Genomic DNA, 20395 nt, shown 5'->3' with positions numbered 1-20395 from the left:
GGCCGGCCACCTCCTCGCCGCAGCCCGGGCCGGGGGCGCGGCGGCGCTGGCACCAGCCGCCGCGGCCGTACTGCCGAAAGCGCTGGGCACCGGCCTGCACTGGCTGGTGGGCTGCGGTCTGTTGCTCGCCCTGCAGGCGGGTCGACTGCGCCACCCCCCGGCCCTCGCCAGTGGCGGTGCGGTGCTGGCCGGCCTACCTGCCACCGCGGTTGCCGCCCAGGCTGCAGTCGCCCTGTTCCTCCTCCACCACTTTGCCAGACCGGCCCCAGGGGGCCACTCACTCCCCGAAACCTAAGCTCAAGGAGAAAGAAATGTCCGCCGTCGTCCTCGTTTCCGGTGCCACCAGCGGCATGGGCCTGGAAACCACCCTCTGCCTTGCCCGACAGGGTTACCGCGTCTTTGCCGGCTACCGCAGCGATGCGGGCCGCCGCACTCTGGAAGATCACGCCCATGAGCTCGCGGACCGGATCATCCCGGTACCGCTGGATGTGCAGGAGAGCACCTCGGTCGACCGGGCCGTGGCCAGCGCCCTCCGAACGGCGGGGCGCCTTGATGTGCTGGTCAACAATGCCGGCTACGGCCTCGTCGCCAGCGTCGAGGACGGCACCGACGAAGAATTCATCCGCCAGTTCGACGTGAATGTGTTCGGCGTGCTGCGCCTCTGCCGCGCCGCCATTCCCGCCATGCGCCGATCCGGTGGCGGCGTCATCGTCAACGTCGGCTCCTTCCTCGGCCACATGGGCCTGCCCCTGCTGACCCATTACAACGCCAGCAAGTATGCCGTCGAAGGCATCACCGACTCCCTGCGGATCGAACTGCGCGACTTCGGCATCCGCGTGCATACCGTCGCCCCCGGGCTGTTCCGCACCGACTTCGTCCGCCGCGGCCTTGCCGCCAACAGCAGCACCACCGCCGCCAGCTCGGCCTACGCGCCGCTGGCCGACCAGCTGCTTCCGGCCGTGGCCCAACGGATCAACGAGGGGCCGGACCCCGCAGGCGTTGCCGAAGCCATCCTGCGGGTCATCACCAACCCCGCCAGCCCGGCACGGGTGCCGGTAGGCGAAGAGGCAGTACTGGGCGAAACCTGGAAACGCAGCCTCGATCCGGCCGCCTTCGAGCGCCGGGTGCACGCCTTCTTCGGCCTCACCGGCTGACGCACCGACGAGGCCGCCGCAGCGATAAGGCACTGAGCTTCACGCACTCCTCCGGCGCCCACGGAGAGAAAGGAAGTCTGCACCCACAAGCCGATACAGCCCTGCCCCCCAGCCCATTCCCGTATCAGAGAGATCATCATGAAAAGACAAGCACGACAAAGACGCATCCTCGCCATCCTGATCGCTGCCGCCGCTGCCGCAGCCCCGGCCCACGCCGGTTGGCAAGCCCACTACTCGCCCGAAGGTATCTCCGCCACCGGGTTCTTCGAGAACTTCGGCGGAGGCGGAGAGGGCACCCGGATCGAACGCAGCCCGGCCCGCAGAATCAACCTCGGCTCCATCGGCAGCACCCAATGGGCACCCGAGGCACCTGCCGCGGGCACCGCACCCGTCAACGCCCTGCACGAAGAAACCGTAAGGCGCTTCCGCCACGCAGGCATCGGGGGTGACAACACCCCCTGACGCCCGCCGGCCCGCGTACCGGTCCGGCCGGGCAGGCACTAGAATGGCGCCCCACCCCCCGCGTCAGACCGCTGCCCATGCCCGGCCCCATCGAGCCCGACTCTCCTCGCCTGCGTCTGCGCCAGTGGCGCGAAGATGATCTGACGCCCTTCGCCGCCCTCAACGCCGACCCCGACGTGATGGCCCACTTTCCGGCTACCCTCCAACGCCGGGAGAGTGACGCCCTGGCCCGACGCTGCCAGACCCTGATCGCGGAACGGGGCTGGGGCTTCTGGGCTGCGGAACTGAAGGAAAGCGGCGCTTTCATCGGCTTCGTGGGGCTCCATGTGCCCCTCGCCGAACTCCCCTTTTCACCCTGCGTGGAAGTGGGCTGGCGTCTGGCCCGGGCGTACTGGGGTCGGGGCCTGGCCACCGAGGCCGCCTGCGCGGCCCTGCGGGTCGGCTTCGAAACACTGGAACTGCAGGAAATCGTGTCCTTCACCACCCTGGGCAACCTGCGCTCCCGGGCGGTGATGGAACGCATCGGCATGCGCCGGACCGATGAGGACTTCGACCATCCGGCCGTACCGCCAGGCAGCCCATTACGGGCGCACTGCCTGTACCGGCTCGACCGCGATGGCTGGCAGAAACAGCGGGGCTGAGCGACCCCGCCGTCGTGTTCAGGACTGCCCCGGACCCATGCCCTTACCACGCATTCCCCGGCGGCCACCCCGGTGGGCGTCGTCGAAGATCTTTTGCTGCTCGGGGCTCAACTGGGCATAAAAGGCCTTGAGCACGACAATATGGTCAGCCATGGCGGCCTGGTGGGCCTTCATGTGCTCCAGCATGCGCTCGGCCCGCTCGGGGGTGGTCAGACTGGCGGCATCGCCCGCATTCGCTGCGTCACGACGGCCCTTGCCCATGGGGTGCTCCGACTCGATCAGCTTCTTCCAGGCCACCTCCTGCTCGGGGTTGAGCTTGAGGGCCTCATGCAGCTTGCGGTGGTGCTGCTCCATGCGCTCTGCCCGGTGCTCGCGCATGCCTCCCCCCATGGGGCCGCAGGGCATGTCGGCCAGGGCGGGCATGGCGGCAACGCCCAGCAGCAGGGAAAGGGCAAGCGCTGGAAAAGCGTGGTGGAAACGGGTCATGATCGATCTCCTTGAACAAGAGCCGTGCCGGAAACCTTCCGGCACTACGCCACCAGCTTAGTCCACGCCACGGCGACAGTTCGGCTTTTCCGAAACAGCGCAGAGAATAATCCGTCTGGATCGCAAGGCCGCGCAGGCATACCATGAAGCAGCGATGCGCCCCGCCGCCTCAGCCCCCGCGCTGGCGGGCCCCGAGCGCGCACCGCGAAGCACGGACCGCCCGCCATGAACACCCACCCTCCCCCCGGAACCTGGCACGCCCTTGCCGCCCCTGATGTTGCCGGAGCACTCGGCTGCAACCCGGCCGTCGGCCTGGACGCCGCCGATGCGGCCGCCCGCCTCCTCGCCCAAGGCCCCAACCGCCTGCGCCAGAAGCCCCCACGTCCGGCCTGGCGGCGCTTCCTCGACCAGTTTGCCAACCTGCTCGTGCTGGTATTGCTGGCAGCGGCCGTGCTGGCCGGCCTGCTCGGCGAAGTCAAGGACGCCGCGGTGATCGGCGTGGTCGTGCTCCTCAACGCCACCCTCGGCTACATCCAGGAGAACCGCGCCGAGCGGGCGCTGGCCGCCCTCCACGACATGCTCGCACCCACCGCCCGGGTGCGTCGCAACGGCGAAGTGGCGGTGGTCGATGCCGCCACGCTGGTCACCGGCGACCTGCTCCTGCTCGAAGCCGGCGAGCGGGTCACGGCCGACGCACGGGTGCTGGATGCCCACGCCGCCGAAGTGGCCGAGGCGACCCTCACCGGCGAATCCGCCCCCGTCGCCAAGGCCCCCGCGGCCGTGGCCGCCGATACCCCCCTGGCCGAACACCAGGGCATGATCTTCATGAACACCGTGGTCACCCGGGGCCGCCTGGAAGCGGTGGTCACCGCCACCGGCATGGACACCGAGATGGGCCGCCTGGCCGGCCTGCTCGGCGACACCAGCGAGCCGGCCACGCCGCTGCAGGCCCAGCTCGACACCCTGGGCAAGCGCCTGGCCCTGATCGCCGGCGTGGTGGTGGCCCTGATGTTCGGCGCCGGCCTGGCCCGGGGCGACGACCTCATGGACACCGCCCTCACCGCCATTGCCCTGGCCGTGGCAGCCATCCCCGAAGGCCTGCCGGCCGTGGTCACCGTCACCCTGGCGCTGGGCATGCACCGCATGGCCGGGCGCAATGCCATCGTCAAAAAGCTGGCCTCGGTGGAAACCCTGGGCTGCACCACGGTGATCTGCTCCGACAAGACCGGCACCCTGACCCTCAACCAGATGACTGCCCGTGCCCTGATCTTCGGTGGCCGCCAGTACGCGGTGAGCGGCGAAGGCTACACCGGTGACGGCCAGATCAGCGCGCCGGATGGCGCAGCCCTGCCCGAGCTCTCGGCGGTGCTGCGCCCCGCCGCCCTGTGCGTCGACGCGCGCATCGTCGACGGCCAGCTCATCGGCGACCCCACCGAGGGTGCCCTGCTGGCCCTGGCCATCCGGGGCGGCATCAACCCGGGCCAGCTGACGGCCGACTGCCCCCGCATCGCCGAGATTCCCTTCGACTCGGACAACAAGTTCATGGCCACCTTCCACCGGGACGGCGACCAGGTGCGCATGTGGGTCAAGGGCGCCCCTGACGTGCTGCTCGCCCGGGCCACCCGCTACCAGGTGGACAGCGGGGAGGCCTCTCTCGACGCGGCCTCCCGCGACACCCTCCGCGCGGCCAATGAAGCCCTCGCCGGCCAGGCCCTGCGGGTGCTGGCCCTGGCCGGGCGCCGCATCCCCGCCGCCGACTTCGACCCGGCCGGCGACCTGCAGGGCTGGACCCATGACCTCACCCTGACCGCCCTGGTGGGCATCATCGACCCGCCCCGCCCGGAAGCGAAGGAGGCCATCCGCGTCTGCCGCGCTGCCGGCGTGCAGGTGAAGATGATCACCGGCGACCACCGCGCCACCGCCGCCGCCATTGCCGCCGAGCTGGGCCTCGTCGGACGCGCCCATGAAGGCCGCGAGCTGGACGGCCTGAGCGCCGTCGAGTTGCAGCGCCTGGTGGAAAGCGCAGCCGTGTTCGCCCGGGTCACCCCGGAACACAAGACGCGCATCGTCGAGGCCCTGCAGGCCGGCGGCCACGTGGTCGCCATGACCGGTGACGGCGTCAACGACGCCCCGGCCCTGAAGGCCGCCGACATCGGCGTGGCCATGGCCATCACCGGCACCGAGGTGAGCCGGGAGGCCGCCACCATGGTGCTGGCCGATGACAACTTCGCCACCATCGTGCGGGCCATCGAGGAAGGCCGCACCCTCTACGACAACATCGTCAAGTTCGTGCGCTTCCAGCTATCCACCAACATCGGCGCCATCCTCACCGTGCTCGGCGCCCCCTTCCTGGGCTTCGCCACGCCCTTCACCGCCATCCAGATCCTGTGGGTCAACATCATCATGGACGGCCCCCCGGCCATGACCCTGGGCGTCGAGCCCGCCCGCCCCGGCATCATGCAGCAGCCCCCCCGGGCCGCCGGCGCCGCCATCCTGTCCGGGCAGCGCCTGTGGCGCATCGGCCTTTACGGGCTGACCATGGCCGCCGGCACCCTCGGCATCTACGCCTGGGGTCTGGCCCGGGGCGGCCCGCTGCTCGCCGGCACCCTCGCCTTCACCACCTTCGTGCTGTTCCAGTTCTTCAACATCTTCAACGCCCGCGTCGAGCATGGCAGCACCTTCAACGCCCAGTTCTTCAGCAACGGCAAGCTGTGGACCGCCCTGCTGGCGGTAGTCGGGCTGCAGGTGCTGGTGGTCCACTGGGGTCCGGCCCAGGCCCTCTTCGACACCGTGAGCCTGCAACCCGGCGAATGGGGCATGGCCGCGCTGGTCGCCTCCAGCACCCTGCTCCTCGACGAAACCCGCAAGCTCATCCTGCGCCTTGGCACCCACTCTCCGGAGGAAGGACGATGACGCCCATCCGGCACATCGTGGCGGCCACCGACCTGTCCCCGCCCGCCCGGCACGCCGTGAATCGGGGGTTCCAACTGGCCGCCGCCAGCGGCGCCCGCTACACCGTACTCCATGCCCTGCACCTGGGGCCCCTCGACACCCTGCGCGGCCTGCTGGGCGATGGATCGGCACAGATCACCCAAGGTCTCGAGGCCGAAGCCCGGGAGGCCCTTGCCGGGCAGCTCGCCGACCCCGCCCACCATCATGGCGTTGCGGCGAGCCAGCAGGTCCGCTGCGGATCCCCCACCGACGTGATCACCGCCAATGCCGATGCCGTCGACGCCGACCTGCTGGTGGTCGGTGCCCGCGGCGAAGCCGTCCTGCGCCACGCATTGCTCGGTTCCACGGCATCCCGCCTGCTGCGCAAGAGCACCGCGCGACCGGTGCTGATGGTCAAACTGGCCCCCCAGCAGCCCTACCGCCGCGTACTCGTGCCCGTGGATTTTTCGCCCGCATCGACCGAAGCCCTGCGTCTGGCCCGCCGGCTCACGCCTGGCGCCCACCTCATTCTGATGCACGTCTTCCACGTACCCTTCGAAGGCCGGCTCAGCTATGCCGGCGTCGACAAGGCCGCAATCCACACCTACCGGCGCAGGCGGCGCGAGGACGCCCTGCAGCATCTCCACGCCCTTGCCGCCGACGCCGGGGTCGCACCGGGCTGCTACTCGGTGCTTGTACCCCACGGCGACCCCGCCCAGCAGATCATCGCCCATGAGCATGAACATGACGCCGACCTTATCCTGATTGGCAAGCACGGCACCGAACTGACCGAAGAACTGCTCCTCGGCAGCGTCACCCGGCGCGTCCTGAGTGAATCCCGGTGCGACGTGCTGATCATCCCCGACCCGCGTCGCCCAGCGAGCCCACACCTCTAGACCTGGCGTGCACACCCGCGCCGACTGGCCCGGGCTTCCTGTCCCGGTGTAACCTGTTCGCCTTTGTCCGGCAAAGGCATCGGCATGCCAACAGGGCACCCGAGGCCCGTCACGCCGCCGTGCTCCGCCGCCCCGACCACCCAAGCAGTACGCCTCTCCCCCGCATGCTCGAAGACATAAAAAAAACCCTCTGGGCGACCGCCGACAAGCTGCGCGCCAACATGGACGCCGCCGAATACAAGCACCTGGTGCTGGGCCTCATCTTCCTCAAATACGTCTCCGACACCTTCGCCGCCCGCCGGGCCGAGCTGACCCTCCGCTTCACTGACGAAGCCGACGACTACTTCCTGCACGAGTGCGATGCCGAGATGCTGGCCGACGAGCTGGAAGACCGCGACTACTACAAGGAGGTCAACGTCTTCTGGGTGCCCGAGGCCGCCCGCTGGGAACAGCTCCGCGCCGCCGCCAAGCAGACCGACATCGGCAAACGCATCGACGAGGCGCTGACCGTCATCGAGCAGGAGAACCCCAAGCTCAAGGGCATACTCGACAAGCGCTACGGCCGCGCCCAGCTGCCCGACGGCAAGCTCGGCGAGCTGGTGGATCTCGTCTCCACCATCGGCTTTGGGGACGACCCCGGTACCGCCCGCGACGTGCTCGGCCAGGTGTACGAATACTTCCTCGGCCAGTTCGCCAGCGCCGAAGGCAAGAAGGGCGGCCAGTTCTACACCCCCGCCAGCATCGTCAAGACCCTGGTGGCCGTGCTCGCCCCCCACCATGGCAAGGTGTACGACCCCTGCTGCGGCTCCGGCGGCATGTTCGTGCAGTCCGAAAAGTTCATCGAGGCCCACGGCGGCAAGCTCGGCGACGTGTCCATCTACGGGCAGGAATCCAACCCCACCACCTGGCGCCTCGCCGCCATGAATCTTGCCCTCCGCGGCATCGACTTCAACCTGGGCAAGGAGCCCGCCGACACCTTCACCCGCAACCAGCACCCCGATCTGCGGGCCGATTTCATCCTCGCCAACCCGCCCTTCAACATCAGCGACTGGTGGCACGGCAGCCTGGAGGGCGACCCTCGCTGGCTGTATGGCGACCCGCCCCAGGGCAACGCCAACTACGCCTGGCTGCAGCACATGCTCCACCACCTCGCGCCCAGCGGCCGCGCCGGCATCGTGCTCGCCAACGGCAGCATGAGCTCCAGCCAGAACAACGAAGGCCAGATCCGCGCCGCAATGGTGGAGGCCGACGTGGTGGAGGTGATGATCGCCCTGCCCGGCCAGCTCTTCTTCAACACCCAGATCCCCGCCTGCCTGTGGTTCCTGGCCAAAAAGAAGACCGCCCGCCCCGGCGAAGTGCTGTTCATCGACGCCCGCAAGCTCGGCCGCATGATCAGCCGGGTGCAGGCCGAGCTGACCGACGAAGTCATAGCCCGCATCGCCGCCACCGTCGCCGCCTGGCGCGGCGAAGCAGACGCCGGCGACTACGCCGACCAGCCCGGCTACTGCCGCAGCGTTGCGCTCGCCGAGATCGCCGAGCACGGCCACGTGCTCACCCCCGGCCGCTACGTGGGCGCCGAGGCGGTGGAGGACGACGACGAGGCCTTTGCCGACAAGATGCGGTCGCTCACCGAGAAGCTGGGCGAGCAGATGGCCAAGGGGGCGGAGCTGGATGCGTTGATCCGGCGGAAGCTGGGGGGGTTGGGGTATGAGTTCTGAGTGGCGGGACATGACGCTGGGCAGAATCTGCGAGCTTCAAGGAGGTGCGATACAGACTGGGCCGTTCGGGAGCCAGCTCCACACGTCCGATTACAGGGAGTCAGGCATTCCTGTGGTCATGCCGACGAACATTGGGGATGGAGGCATTGTTGAGGAGGGCATTGCTCGTATTGCCCAAACCGACGTAGATCGACTTTCCCAGCACAAACTCCAGTTAGGTGACATCGTTTTCAGTCGCCGTGGCGATGTGACGAAGAACGCCTTAATTAGATCGCGCGATGTAGGCTGGCTTTGTGGAACAGGGTGTCTCAAAGTCAGGCTAGGGGATGAATCCATCGCCACGGCAAAGTTCGTTTCTCACTGCTTACGACTGCCCAGTATCAAAGAATGGCTGGTTCGTCATGCCGTAGGCGCGACCATGCCAAATCTCAACACGGGCATTCTTTCAGCAGTTCCAATTTATCTACCTCCTCTACAAGCGCAGCAAGAAATTGCTCAAACGCTGGACGCCCTCGACGACCGCATAGCCCTCCTGCGCGAAACCAACACCTCCCTCGAAGCCATCGCCCAGGCGCTGTTCAAGTCCTGGTTCGTCGACTTCGACCCCGTCCTCGCCAGGCAGCAAGGGCTCGCCCCGGAAGGGATGATTGATGCGACGGCGGCGCTGTTTCCGGATGGGTTCGAGGAGTCGGAGCTGGGGGTGGTGCCGAAGGGGTGGCGGGTAGGAAAGCTGGAAGATTTGCTTCTGCTGCAACGTGGATTCGATCTGCCCGCAGCGGATCGTATCCCCGGCAACTACCCAATCATTGCTGCTAGCGGACCTTCGGGCTCTCATTCCGTCCCAATGGTGAAGGGACCTGGAGTGGTAACAGGGCGGTCAGGCGTGCTTGGGAAAGTCTTTCTAGAACTAGACGATTTTTGGCCGCTCAACACTACGCTATGGGTCAAGGAGTTCCGCGCCGCCGAAGCGTGCTACGCGTACGAACTTCTCAAGACCTTGGACTTCATGGCATTCAATGCAGGGTCGGCGGTTCCGACACTCAATCGAAACCACGTTCACGGTCTGCCGTATCTGTTACCGGCATCTGAATGTGTTGCCGCATATGAAGCGATTGCCTTGCCGTTACATCAGCGGGTCAGGCATAACTTGAGACAAGCCCAAACCCTCGCCACTCTCCGCGACACCCTGCTCCCCCGCCTGATCTCCGGCCAGTTGCGGCTCCCCGAGGCGGAAGCGATCCTTGAGGAAGTTGCCTGATGTTCGACCTGCGCACCCTCGACGACCTTGGCCGGCTTGCCGAAACCATTGATCTGGAATGCAAGCTGGCCCAGGGGCAGGACGGCAAGGGCGAGATTCCCAAGGACTTCTGGCTGACCTATTCCGCGATGGCGAACGCCCATGGCGGTGTCGTGCTCCTCGGCGTGCGCGAGAAGAACGGCCAGTTCAGCATCGCCGGGCTCGAGAACGCGACCAAGCTGCGGGGTGACCTGTTCAACACCCTCAACAACCGGGCCAAGGTCAGCGCCAATCTGCTCACGGACTCGGATGTCGAGGAGGCGCAGGTAGACGGCAAGTCTGTGCTGGTTGTGCGCATCCCCGCGGCGACACGCAAGCAGCGCCCGGTGTTCCTGCATGGCCAGCCGCTGGGCAACACATGGCGGCGTCTGAACGATGGCGACCGCCAGTGCGACGACGAAACGGTCAAGCGGATGCTCGCCGAGCAGGTCGAGGACGAGCGGGACGCACGCATCCTCACCGGCTTCGGCATGGATGACATCGATCCCGATAGCCTGCGCATCTTCCGGCAGATGCTGCGGGACGAGAAACCGGGGCACCCCTACCTGGAGCAGGACGATTTTGAGTTCCTGAAAAGCCTGCGGGGCTGGCGGCGCGACCGCCACAGCGGCGAGGCAGGACTGACGCTGGCGGGCTTGCTGATGTTCGGCCGCTGGGCATCGATTCAGGAGGGCGCGCCGCACTACTTCGTCGACTACCAGGAGCGGCCCGAGGCCAAGGCCGAGTTGCGCTGGGTCGATCGGCTGGCGCCCGATGGCGCGTGGTCGGGGAACCTGTTCGACTTCTATCGGCGGGTCTACCGCAAGCTCGTCACCGACTTGAAGGTTCCTTTCGCACTGAAGGATGGGCTGCGGCAGGAGGACACGCCAGTGCATGTGGCCTTGCGGGAAGCCTTGGTGAACACGCTGGTTCACGCCGACTACACGGGCCGGGTGTCGGTGCTGGTCGTCAAGCGCCCGGACATGTTCGGCTTTCGTAACCCGGGCGGCTTGCGCCTGCCCATCGAGCAGGTGGTGCGCGGGGGCGAGAGCGACTGCCGCAATCGCATCCTCCACCAGATGTTCCTGATGATCGGCCTGGGGGAGCGGGCGGGGTCGGGTATCCCGAAGATCTACAGCGGCTGGCGCAGCCAGCACTGGCGTCCTCCTGCCCTGCGCCAGAAGGATGAGCCGGAGCAGACGCTGCTTGAGCTGCGCATGCTCGATCTGTTGCCCGAGCATGTGATGCGTGATCTGAAGGTCCGGTTTGGGCGGGCTTTCAATGCGCTCGACCACACGGCGCGTCTCATTCTGGCCACGGCAGCGATCGAGCGGGTGGTCAGCCATACCCGGTTGCAGGAGATCTGCAATGCTCACCCGCACGACTTGAGCCAGATGCTCGCCCGCCTGGTGCGTGATGAAATGCTGGAATCGGATGGCAAGTCGCGCGGAACCGTCTATTTCCTCCCGGGTGAGACGCTTCCGACGCCCGAGCAGGTCTTTGATGAACCGAGCTTTCTTGGCCTGGAGCCGGCGCTGCACGCGCATGCGTCCGGACGTTCGGAGCTCAGCTCCGAGCATAGCGCCCCCAGCTCCGAGCATAGCGCCCCCAGCTCCGAGCATAGCGCCCCCAGCTCCGAGCGTTCTGGGATGGGTAATGGAGAGCGGGACAGCCTGGGACGCTGGATTAGCGCCTTGCTGAACGCACCGATCATCGACGACCTTTCACGCTTGTCTCCCGCATTCCTGGCACAGCTTTATGCGCTTGCTGACGAACCTAGACGAAAGGAACGTCTGGAGCCGGAAAAGATGGAAGAGGTCATTCTGGCGATCTGCAAGGCGCAGTTTGTAACGCGCTCGGTGCTGGCAACACTCGTCCAACGCGATCCCGATGGCCTGCGCCAGCGCCATCTATCCAGAATGGTCAAGGACGGCTTGCTGGAGCCTGCCTTTCCATCCAAGCCGACCCACGAGAGGCAGGCTTACCGTACGGCCAACAATCCCCCTGGACAACGGGCTTCCCCTCATGACTGAAGACCTGCTCGAACAGGAAGCACTAGTCTGGCTGTCCGATGTCGGCTACACGCCGCTCTACGGCCCGGCGCTGGCCCCGGACGGCGAGCGCCCCGAGCGCAGCAGCTACCAGCAGGTGCTGCTGGTCGAGCGTCTGCGCGCGGCCATCGCCCGCCTCAACCCGCAGCTCACCACCGCGGCGCGGGAGGATGCGCTGCAACAGGTAGTGGACCTGGGCATCCCCGCGCTGCTGTCGGCCAACCGGCGGCTTCACCAGCTGCTGGTCACCGGCGTGCCGGTCGAGGTGCAGCGTGGCGGCGAAACCCTGGGTGACTTTGCCCGCCTGATCGACTGGGCTGAACCATCGAACAACGAATGGCTGGCGATCAACCAGTTCACCGTAAAAGGCCCGCACCACACCCGCCGGCCGGACATCGTGCTCTTCGTGAATGGCCTGCCCCTGGTGGTCATCGAGCTGAAGAACCCGGCCGACGTGAACGCCGATATCTGGAAGGCCTTCGAGCAGCTCCAGACCTACAAGGCCCAGACGCCGGACCTGTTCCAGTACAACGAGGTGCTGGTGATCTCCGACGGCTCGGACGCCCGCATGGGCGCCTTGTCGGCCGACGCCGAGCGCTTCATGCAGTGGCGCACCATCGATGGCGTCACCCTCGACCCGCTGGGCGAGTTCAACGAGCTGGAAACCCTGATCCGCGGCGTGCTCGCCCCGGGGCCGCTGCTCGACTATCTGCGCTACTTCGTGCTGTTTGAGGACGATGGCGGGCTGGTCAAGAAGATCGCCGGCTACCACCAGTTCCACGCGGTTCGGGCGGCGATCCAGCAGGTGATCGCGGCGTCGCGCCCTGGTGGCGCCGCGGCCACCAAGGGCAGGGGCGGCGTGGTGTGGCACACCCAGGGCAGCGGCAAGAGCATCACGATGACCTGCTTCGCCGCCCGGGTGATGCAGGACACGGCGATGGAGAACCCCACCATCGTCGTCATCACCGACCGCAATGACCTGGACGGCCAGCTCTTCGGCGTGTTCTCGCTGGCCCAGGATCTGCTGCGGGAGCAGCCGGTGCAGGCCAACACCCGGCAGGATCTGCGCCGGCTCCTGGCCAAGCGCCCGTCCGGTGGCATCGTGTTCGCGACGATCCAAAAGTTCATGCCGGGCGAGGACGAGGACGTCTTTCCACAGCTCTCCGACCGCCACAACATCGTGGTCATCGCCGATGAGGCCCACCGCACCCAGTACGGCTTCGAGGCGAAGCTCAAGCTGCGTAGGGGCGAATTCATTCGCCCGCAGTCCGTGCCGCAGGGCGAGGCAGCCAATCAACACGGATGGGCGAATGAATTCGCCCCTGCAGGAGCGGCGGCGCCCCTGGCGGCCGAGCCCCGGGCAGCCTATGTCGTCGGCTACGCCCAGCACCTGCGCGACGCGCTGCCCAACGCCACCTTCGTGGCCTTCACCGGCACGCCGGTGTCCAGCGAGGACCGGGACACCCGTGCGGTGTTCGGCGACTACATCCACATCTACGACATGCAACAGGCCAAGGAGGATGGCGCCACGGTGGCGATCTACTTCGAGTCTCGGCTGGCCAGGCTGTCCCTGAAGGCCGACGAACTGCCGCACATCGACGACGAGGTGGACGAGCTGGCCGAGGACGAGGAGGAAAGCCAGCAGGCCCGCCTGAAGAGCAAGTGGGCGGCGCTGGAGAAGGTCGTCGGCGCCGAGCCCCGCATCGCCAGCGTGGCGGCCGATCTGGTGGCCCACTTCGAGGAGCGCAACAAGGCCCAGGCTGGCAAGGCGATGGTGGTGGCGATGAGCCGCGACATCTGCGTGCATCTTTACAACGAGATCGTCCGGATCAAGCCCGAATGGCACGACGAAGACCCCGAGAAGGGCGCCATCAAGATCGTGATGACCGGCTCGGCCAGCGACAAGGCGCTGCTGCGCCCCCACCTCTACAGCAAGCAGGTCAAGAAGCGGCTGGAAAAACGCTTCAAGGACCCGGCCGACCCGCTGCGCCTGGTGATCGTGCGTGACATGTGGCTGACCGGCTTCGACGCGCCCTGCGTGCATACCCTGTACGTGGACAAGCCCATGAAGGGCCACAACCTGATGCAGGCCATCGCCCGGGTGAATCGCGTCTTCAAGGACAAGCAGGGCGGGCTGGTGGTGGACTACATCGGCATCGCCAACGAACTGAAGTCGGCACTGAAGGACTACACCGCCAGCAAGGGCCGCGGCCGCCCGACGGTGGACGCCGCCGAGGCCTACGCGGTGCTGGAAGAGAAGCTCGACATCCTGCGCGGGCTGCTTCACGGCTTCGACTACTCCGACTTCCTGAGCGCCGGTCATCCGGCAACGCAGGGCCGCCCCCACGTTGCCGCTTCCCCTCGGGGGACGGGGGCTGCGGAGCAGCCACCAAGGGGCATCCATACCTGCCTGGCGGGCGCCGCCAACCACGTGCTGGGCATCAAGGACGGCAAGAAGCGTTTCGCCGACCAGGCGGTGGCCATGTCCAAGGCCTTCACCCTGTGCTGCACGCTGGACGAGGCCAAGGCGGTGCGCGAGGAAGTGGCCTTCTTCCAGGCGGTGAAGATCATCCTCACCAAGCGCGACCTGACCCGGAAGAAGAAGACCGACGAGGAACGGGAGCTGGCCATACGCCAGATCATCGGCTCGGCGGTGGTCTCCGAGGAGGTTGTGGACGTCTTTGAGGCTGTTGGCCTCGACAAGCCCAACATCGGCATTCTCGACGAGGCGTTTCTGGCCGAGGTGCGCAACCTGCCGGAACGTAATCTCGCGGTGGAACTCCTGGAGCGCCTGCTGGAAGGCGAGATCAGGAGCCGCTTTGCGGGCAACGTGGTGCAGGAGAAGAAGTTCTCCGAGCTTCTGGCCCACGTGGTGAAGCGCTACCAGAACCGGGCCATCGAGACCGCCCAGGTGATCGAGGAACTGATCGAGATGGCCAGGAAGTTCCACGCCGCCGCCAGCCGCGGCGAGGCGCTGGGCCTCTCCGAAGACGAAGTCCGCTTCTACGACGCTCTGGTCGACAACGAGTCGGCAGTGCGCGAGCTCTCCGACGAGACCCTCAAGAAGATCGCCCACGAACTCACCGAGAACCTGCGCAGGAACCTGACCGTGGATTGGTCGGAGCGGGAGAGCGTGCGCGCCAAGCTGCGCCTGATGGTCAAGCGCATCCTGCGCAAGTACAAATACCCGCCGGATCAGCAGGACGGGGCGGTGGAACTGGTGCTGCAACAGGCGAAGGCACTGGGCGAGGCGTGGATGGCGGGGTGAGCGCAAAACTGCCCCGCCCACGCGCCTGGATCACCACAGCCACCCCGATTCTGACCTAGACTCACCAAAACCAAATTTGAACCGACACTGCGCCGCGCCGCTGCGCGCCCTTCCCTTGAAATCCCACCTCTTCACCGAGATCGGACGGACACTCTCGATCGCCCTGGCCTACCTGGTTCTGGGCGGTCTCGGGCTGATCTTTGCCATCGCTCCGGGTTACGCCAGCCCCATCTTTCCCGCCTCCGGGCTGGCCCTGGCGGCCACCCTGATCTTCGGCAGGCGTGCCCTGCCCGGCATCTGGCTCGGATCGGCCGGCCTCAACAGCTCGCTGGCCCTGAGCAGCCACAGCCTGTCCAGTACCACGCTCGCCGTGGCCCTCCTGATCGCCAGCGGTGCGACGGCCCAGGCCTGGGCGGGCCGCCTGCTCATCCGGCGCATGGTGGGCGAACGCTGGCACAGGCTTGAACATGAGCGGGGCGTCATCGTTTTCCTTATGATCGGCGGCCCCCTGGCATGCCTGGTATCGGCCAGCGTGGGCATCGCCAGCCTCGCCGCCCTGGACGTCCTGCCGCCCGCCGCGCGGGCCTTTGCCTGGTGGAACTGGTTCGTCGGCGACACCCTGGGCGTCCTCACCTTTGCGCCCCTGTGCATGTCGGTGCTGCTACGCCATGCCCCCCTGTGGCGCTCCCGCCTGCAGCAGATGGCCCTGCCCATGGTCCTTACCCTGGTCTGCGTGGGCGTTGCCATCTACTTCACCGGACGCTGGGAGCAGCAGAGCCAGGCCGACCGCCTCCGCACAGATGCCATGGCCCTCCAGAACCGCATCACCAACCGCCTGCTGATCCACCAGGAGGCGCTCAATGCCCTGCGCCGCCTGATTGAAGTGGACCCTGATCTGTCGCCCGAACAGTTCGAGCGCTACACCCTGTCCACCCTTCAGGAAAACCCGGACATTTCCGCCCTCAGCTTCAACGCCCTCGTCCCCGACGCCCTGCGCGCCGAGTTCGAGCGCAGCATGGCCCGGCGCCTCGGCCTGCCGGCGTTCCGCATCAGCGAGCGCGACGCCAGGGGTGCGCTGGTCACGGCCGCGCGTCGGGACATATACGTACCTGTCAGTCACATCGTGCCCCGGTCCGCCAATCAGGTCGCCTTCGGCTTCGACATCCATTCCGAGCCCCTGCGCCGGGATGCGGTGATGCGTGCCATGCAGCAGGGCGCCACCCTCGCAGTCACTGCACCGCTCAAGCTCGTCCAGGACACCCCCGGCGAGCGGTCCGTCCTGATGCTGGCCCCCGCCCATCACCATCAGCGGAGGGACGGCAAGGAGGGGCAGCTGCAGGGCTTCGCCGTGGCCGTGGTCCACCTCGATGCACTGGTGGAGGCGGCCGTGCAGGACGCCATACCCAATGGTCTATCCCTGACCCTCACCGACCCCCTGGCCGGCCCTCTCACCACCCGGCTTCACAGCGCCGGGCCCGGTGGCCCAAACCGGGTCGGCTGGCAGAACAAGCTCATGGTGGGTGACAGGGTGTGGCAACTGGACGTGCACGCCAGCGACGCCTACCTGCAGCACACCCGCCCCTGGGTGGCCTGGGCCGTCGGCGTCGTGGGTCTGCTCTTCGCCACCCTGCTGCAAACGCTGATGCTGGGCATGACGGGCCGAGCCGCCACCATCCAGCGCAAGGTCGAGGAGCAGACCGCCGACATCGCCGCCAAGAACCGGGAGCTGGCCCTGGCCATGGTCTCGGTGGACCGCTCCTCCGACGGCACCCACTGGATCGACGACGACGGACGCATCGTGCGGGTCAATCCGGCCGCCTGCCAGATGCTCGGCTATACCGAGGAAGAACTGACCCGCCTGCGCGTCCACGACATCGACCCCGCCGTCGACGCAGCACAGTGGGCTGCCCACCGGACCAATCTCGATACCTACGGGGGCGAGCGCTTCGAAACCACCCACCGGCACAAGGACGGCCGCCTGATCCCGGTGACCATCGCCTCCACGGTGGTCACCGCCGACGGCCAGCGCTATATCTACGCCACCGCCCGCGACATCAGCGTCAGCAAGAGCACCGAGGCCGAACTGAAGCGCCACCGGGACCACCTGGAGGAACTGGTCGCCGCCCGCACCGCCGACTTGTCCATCGCCAAGGAAGCCGCCGAGAGCGCCAACCGGGCCAAGAGCGTCTTCCTGGCCAACATGAGCCATGAACTGCGCACCCCGATGAACGCCATCATCGGCCTCAACCACATGCTCACCCGCCGCAACACCGACCCGGCCCAGAAGGACAAGCTGGCCAACGTGGGGCGCGCCGCCCAGCACCTGATGCAGCTGCTCAACGACATCCTCGAGCTGTCGCGCATTGAAGCGGAGCGCATGCCCCTCGAGAGCATTCCCTTCCGCTTTGACGGGATCTGCACCCACGTGGCCAGCCTGGTCGGCGCAGAGGTGGCCTCCAAGGGGCTCAGTCTGGACATCAGCATCGCGCCAGCCCTTGCCGCTCAGCCACTACTCGGCGACCCCCTGCGCCTGCAACAGGTGCTGCTCAACCTGGTCGGCAACGCAATCAAGTTCACTGCCCGGGGCGGTGTCCGCATCCGCGCCGGCATCGCCGCGGAGACTGCCGACAGCGTTCTGCTGCGGATCGAAGTGGAAGACGACGGCATCGGCATCGCCGCGGACACCCGGAAACGCATCTTCGAACCCTTCGAGCAGGCCGACGGCTCCACCACCCGACGTTTCGGGGGCACGGGCCTTGGCCTGTCCATCTCCAAGCGTCTGGTCAAGCTGATGAGTGGGGAGATCGGCATCGACGATCACCCGGGGCCGGGCAGCACCTTCTGGTTCACCGCCCAGCTCAAGAAGGTCGACACCTGTCCGACCGAGGCCGCCAGCGGCCCCAGCGGGCTGGAAGCCGAGGAGACTCTGCGCACCCATTACCAGGGGCGGTCCATCCTCTTCGTCGAAGACGATCTGGTGAACCAGGAGGTGGGTATGGAAATGTTGCGGGAAGTGCTCGGTATGGATACCGATCTGGCCGGCGACGGTGCCGAAGCCGTGCGCATGGCCGCGGCCCGGCGCTACGACCTGATCCTGATGGACATCCAGATGCCGGTCCTCGACGGCCTGGCCGCCACCCGGCAGATCCGCGCCCTGCCCGGCTACGCCCACACGCCCATGGTGGCCATGACCGCCAACGCCTACGACGAGGATCGTCAGGCCTGCCGCGCCGCCGGGCTGGATGACTTCATCGCCAAACCCGTCGACCCGGACCTGCTCTACACCACCCTGCTGCGCTGGCTGCAGGAAGGCCAGCCGGACCGGACCTGACGACTCCGCCCATTCAAGGATTCACCCATGCCCCGCGTCGGTCTGTACGCCACCTGCCTGATGAACCTCTTCCGCCCCACGCTCGGCTTTGCCGCCGCCCGGCTGCTGGAGGACGCCGGCTGCACCGTCGAAGTGCCCCTGGCCCAGAGCTGCTGCGGCCAGCCGGGCTACAACAGCGGCGACTTCGAAGCCGCCCGGGCGCTGGCGAAGCAGCTCATCGCCGCCTTCGAGGGCTTCGACTACGTGGTCGGCCCCTCCGGCTCGTGCATGGCCACCCTGCGCCACGACTACCCGAAACTGTTCGAGGACGACCCCGACTGGCGCCCCCGCGCCGAGGCCCTGGCCGCCCGCAGCCACGAGCTGCTGTCCTTCCTCACCGACGTGTGCGGCGTCACCACAGTGAACGCCGCCTACACCGGCACCGTCACCTATCACGACTCCTGCTCCGGCCTGCGCAGCCTGGGCATCAAAGGCCAGCCGCGCCTGCTGCTCGGCTCGGTGGAAGGGCTGCAGCTCACCGAGATGCAGGATGCCGAAGTGTGCTGCGGCTTCGGTGGCACCTTCTGCGTGAAATACCCGGAGATCTCCGGCCGCATGGTCGACGACAAGCTGGCCAAGGTGGCCGCCACCGGCGCAGACACCCTGCTGGGCGGGGATCTGGGCTGCCTGATGAATATGGCCGGGCGGCTGGGACGCCAGGGCGCCAAGCTCAAGGTCTTCCATACCGCCGAGGTGCTGGCCGGCATGGCCACCGGCGGCGGCATCGGCGACGGAGAGCGCTGAGATGGACGTCAGCAGCCCCCGCTTCAAGGAAAAGGCCGTCATCGCCCTGGCCAACCCCACCCTGCGCCAGGCCCTCGGCCAGTCGCGCAAGGGCTTTGTGAACAAGCGCGCCGAGCTGGTCGCCGCCCTGCCCGAATTCGAGGCCCTGCGCGACCAGGCCCGCGACGTGAAGAACCACGTGCTGGAGAACCTCGACCACTACCTGGAACGCTTCGACAGCGCCGTGACCGCCGCCGGTGGCCACGTGCATTGGGCGCGGGATGCCGGGGAAGCCCGCAACATCATTCTGGGCATCTGCGAGCGGGTGCAGGCCAGGACCATCACCAAGGGCAAGTCCATGGTGTCGGAGGAGGTGAACCTCAACGCGGCCCTGGAAGCGCGCGGCTACACCGTGGTCGAAACCGACCTGGGCGAGTACATCATCCAGCTTGCCAAGGAGCCTCCCTCTCACATCATCGCCCCGGCCATCCACAAGACGAAGGAGCAGGTTTCCGAGCTGTTCGAGGCCGCCCACGGCGGTCCGCGCAAGACCACCGTCGCCGACCTGGTCACCGAGGCCCGCCTGGTACTGCGCGACAAGTATTTCAAGGCCGACGTGGGCATCACCGGCGGCAACTACCTGGTGGCCGAAACCGGCTCATCCATCATCGTCACCAACGAAGGCAACGGCGACCTGACCCAGACCCTGGCCAAGGTGCACATCGTCACCAGCGGTATCGAGCGCATCGTGCCCACGTTGGAAGACGTCAGCCTGTTCCTGCGCATCCTGGCCCGCAGCGCCACCGGGCAGGAGACCGAGACCTACACCACCCTGTCCACCGGTCCGCGCCGGCCGGGCGACGTGGACGGCCCCGAGGAATTCCACGTGGTGCTGGTGGACAACGGCCGCTCAAAGATGCTGGGCGGCAAGTTCCAGGACATGCTGCGCTGCATCCGCTGCGGCGCCTGCATGAACCACTGCCCGGTGTACGGCGCGGTGGGCGGCCATGCCTATGGCTGGGTCTACCCCGGCCCCATGGGCTCGGTGCTCACCCCCCTCTTCGTGGGCCTCGACGCCACCTACGATCTGCCCAACGCCTGCACCCTCAACGGTCGCTGCCAGTCGGTGTGCCCGGTGCGCATCCCCCTGCCCGAGCTGCTGCGCGAGCTGCGCCACCAGCAGCATCAGCGCGGCATCAGCCCACCGGTGCAACGCCGTGCCCTCGGCGTGTGGCGCTTCGTGGCCGAACGGCCGGGGCTGTACCAGTTTGCCAACCGCCTCGCCGCACGGGCCCTGAAAGGCCTCGGCGGCCGCGACGGGCGCCTCCGGCACCTGCCCTTCGCCGGCGGCTGGACGGCCCTGCGCGACCTGCCCGCCCCCGAGGGCAAAACCTTCCTCGAACTGTGGCACACCCGCAA

Annotated in this window: 14 protein-coding genes; 13 read left to right on the top strand and 1 reads right to left on the bottom strand. The window is 67.3% G+C overall.

Features of this window, described 5'->3' with window-relative positions; all coding sequences use genetic code 11:
- From J0L98_RS17055 to J0L98_RS17040, 4 genes are all read left to right on the top strand, one after another.
- The coding region (locus tag J0L98_RS17055) for a hypothetical protein (RefSeq protein ID WP_296413039.1) at nt 1-295 on the top strand (295 nt) is incomplete at its 5' end.
- A gap of 16 nt (nt 296-311) precedes the next feature.
- The gene (locus J0L98_RS17050; RefSeq protein WP_296413037.1) at nt 312-1154 is read left to right on the top strand and encodes an SDR family oxidoreductase; all 843 of its coding nucleotides are present in this window, start codon (nt 312-314) and stop codon (nt 1152-1154) included.
- A gap of 138 nt (nt 1155-1292) precedes the next feature.
- Entirely contained in the window at nt 1293-1616 is a 324-nt protein-coding gene (locus J0L98_RS17045) for a hypothetical protein (protein WP_296413035.1), read from the top strand.
- 77 nt (nt 1617-1693) lie between these two features.
- Nucleotides 1694-2257, top strand: coding sequence for a GNAT family N-acetyltransferase (locus tag J0L98_RS17040; protein ID WP_296413033.1), 564 nt, complete (start codon nt 1694-1696; stop codon nt 2255-2257).
- 18 nt (nt 2258-2275) lie between these two features.
- On the opposite strand, the gene J0L98_RS17035 is transcribed toward J0L98_RS17040, so the two are convergent.
- Nucleotides 2276-2743, bottom strand: a complete 468-nt coding sequence (locus J0L98_RS17035; protein WP_296413031.1) for a Spy/CpxP family protein refolding chaperone — start codon at nt 2741-2743, stop codon at nt 2276-2278.
- A gap of 225 nt (nt 2744-2968) precedes the next feature.
- Between J0L98_RS17035 and J0L98_RS17030 the strand changes: the two genes are divergently transcribed.
- From J0L98_RS17030 to J0L98_RS16990, 9 genes are all read left to right on the top strand, one after another.
- A complete protein-coding gene (locus tag J0L98_RS17030; RefSeq protein WP_296413030.1) occupies nt 2969-5656 on the top strand; it encodes an HAD-IC family P-type ATPase in 2688 nt (895 codons plus the stop codon).
- Nucleotides 5653-6570 carry a universal stress protein gene (locus J0L98_RS17025; protein WP_296413028.1) on the top strand — a complete coding sequence of 306 codons (918 nt, stop codon included), beginning with the start codon at nt 5653-5655 and terminating at the stop codon, nt 6568-6570. The genes J0L98_RS17030 and J0L98_RS17025 overlap by 4 nt, the downstream gene beginning before the upstream one ends.
- Nucleotides 6571-6689: 119 nt before the next feature.
- On the top strand, nt 6690-8288 hold the full coding sequence (locus J0L98_RS17020; protein WP_296413027.1) for a class I SAM-dependent DNA methyltransferase: 1599 nt from the start codon (nt 6690-6692) through the stop codon (nt 8286-8288).
- Nucleotides 8278-9546, top strand: a complete 1269-nt coding sequence (locus tag J0L98_RS17015; protein WP_365954986.1) for a restriction endonuclease subunit S — start codon at nt 8278-8280, stop codon at nt 9544-9546. The genes J0L98_RS17020 and J0L98_RS17015 overlap by 11 nt, the downstream gene beginning before the upstream one ends.
- Nucleotides 9546-11597, top strand: a complete 2052-nt coding sequence (locus J0L98_RS17010) for an RNA-binding domain-containing protein (protein ID WP_296413025.1) — start codon at nt 9546-9548, stop codon at nt 11595-11597. The genes J0L98_RS17015 and J0L98_RS17010 overlap by 1 nt, the downstream gene beginning before the upstream one ends.
- Nucleotides 11590-14883 carry a type I restriction endonuclease subunit R gene (locus J0L98_RS17005; RefSeq protein ID WP_296413024.1) on the top strand — a complete coding sequence of 1098 codons (3294 nt, stop codon included), beginning with the start codon at nt 11590-11592 and terminating at the stop codon, nt 14881-14883. Before J0L98_RS17010 ends, J0L98_RS17005 begins: the two co-directional genes overlap by 8 nt.
- Nucleotides 14884-14998: 115 nt before the next feature.
- On the top strand, nt 14999-18214 hold the full coding sequence (locus J0L98_RS17000; protein ID WP_296413022.1) for a CHASE domain-containing protein: 3216 nt from the start codon (nt 14999-15001) through the stop codon (nt 18212-18214).
- Between the two features lie 27 nt (nt 18215-18241).
- Nucleotides 18242-18997 (top strand): (Fe-S)-binding protein, encoded by a 756-nt coding sequence (locus J0L98_RS16995; protein ID WP_296413020.1) that lies wholly within the window; start codon nt 18242-18244, stop codon nt 18995-18997.
- 1 nt (nt 18998) lies between these two features.
- The coding region (locus J0L98_RS16990; protein WP_296413018.1) for a LutB/LldF family L-lactate oxidation iron-sulfur protein at nt 18999-20395 on the top strand (1397 nt) is incomplete at its 3' end.

Origin of the sequence: Zoogloea sp. (assembly GCF_017302315.1) — a bacterium.
In the GTDB taxonomy this organism is placed as follows: Bacteria; Pseudomonadota; Gammaproteobacteria; order Burkholderiales; family Rhodocyclaceae; genus Zoogloea.
The sequence above is the reverse complement of the archived record's forward strand: the minus strand, read 5'-3'. Positions and strand labels throughout refer to the sequence as shown.

What these genes read in the sequence shown, in the direction of transcription:
- J0L98_RS17010 (WP_296413025.1), top strand. Translation starts at nt 9,546, where the DNA reads ATGTTCGACCTGCGCACCCTCGACGACCTTGGCCGGCTTGCCGAAACC.
- J0L98_RS16995 (WP_296413020.1), top strand. Translation starts at nt 18,242, where the DNA reads ATGCCCCGCGTCGGTCTGTACGCCACCTGCCTGATGAACCTCTTCCGC.
- J0L98_RS17040 (WP_296413033.1), top strand. Translation starts at nt 1,694, where the DNA reads ATGCCCGGCCCCATCGAGCCCGACTCTCCTCGCCTGCGTCTGCGCCAG.
- J0L98_RS17045 (WP_296413035.1), top strand. Translation starts at nt 1,293, where the DNA reads ATGAAAAGACAAGCACGACAAAGACGCATCCTCGCCATCCTGATCGCT.
- J0L98_RS17030 (WP_296413030.1), top strand. Translation starts at nt 2,969, where the DNA reads ATGAACACCCACCCTCCCCCCGGAACCTGGCACGCCCTTGCCGCCCCT.
- J0L98_RS17035 (WP_296413031.1), bottom strand. Translation starts at nt 2,743, where the DNA reads ATGACCCGTTTCCACCACGCTTTTCCAGCGCTTGCCCTTTCCCTGCTG.
- J0L98_RS17005 (WP_296413024.1), top strand. Translation starts at nt 11,590, where the DNA reads ATGACTGAAGACCTGCTCGAACAGGAAGCACTAGTCTGGCTGTCCGAT.
- J0L98_RS17015 (WP_365954986.1), top strand. Translation starts at nt 8,278, where the DNA reads ATGAGTTCTGAGTGGCGGGACATGACGCTGGGCAGAATCTGCGAGCTT.
- J0L98_RS17050 (WP_296413037.1), top strand. Translation starts at nt 312, where the DNA reads ATGTCCGCCGTCGTCCTCGTTTCCGGTGCCACCAGCGGCATGGGCCTG.
- J0L98_RS17025 (WP_296413028.1), top strand. Translation starts at nt 5,653, where the DNA reads ATGACGCCCATCCGGCACATCGTGGCGGCCACCGACCTGTCCCCGCCC.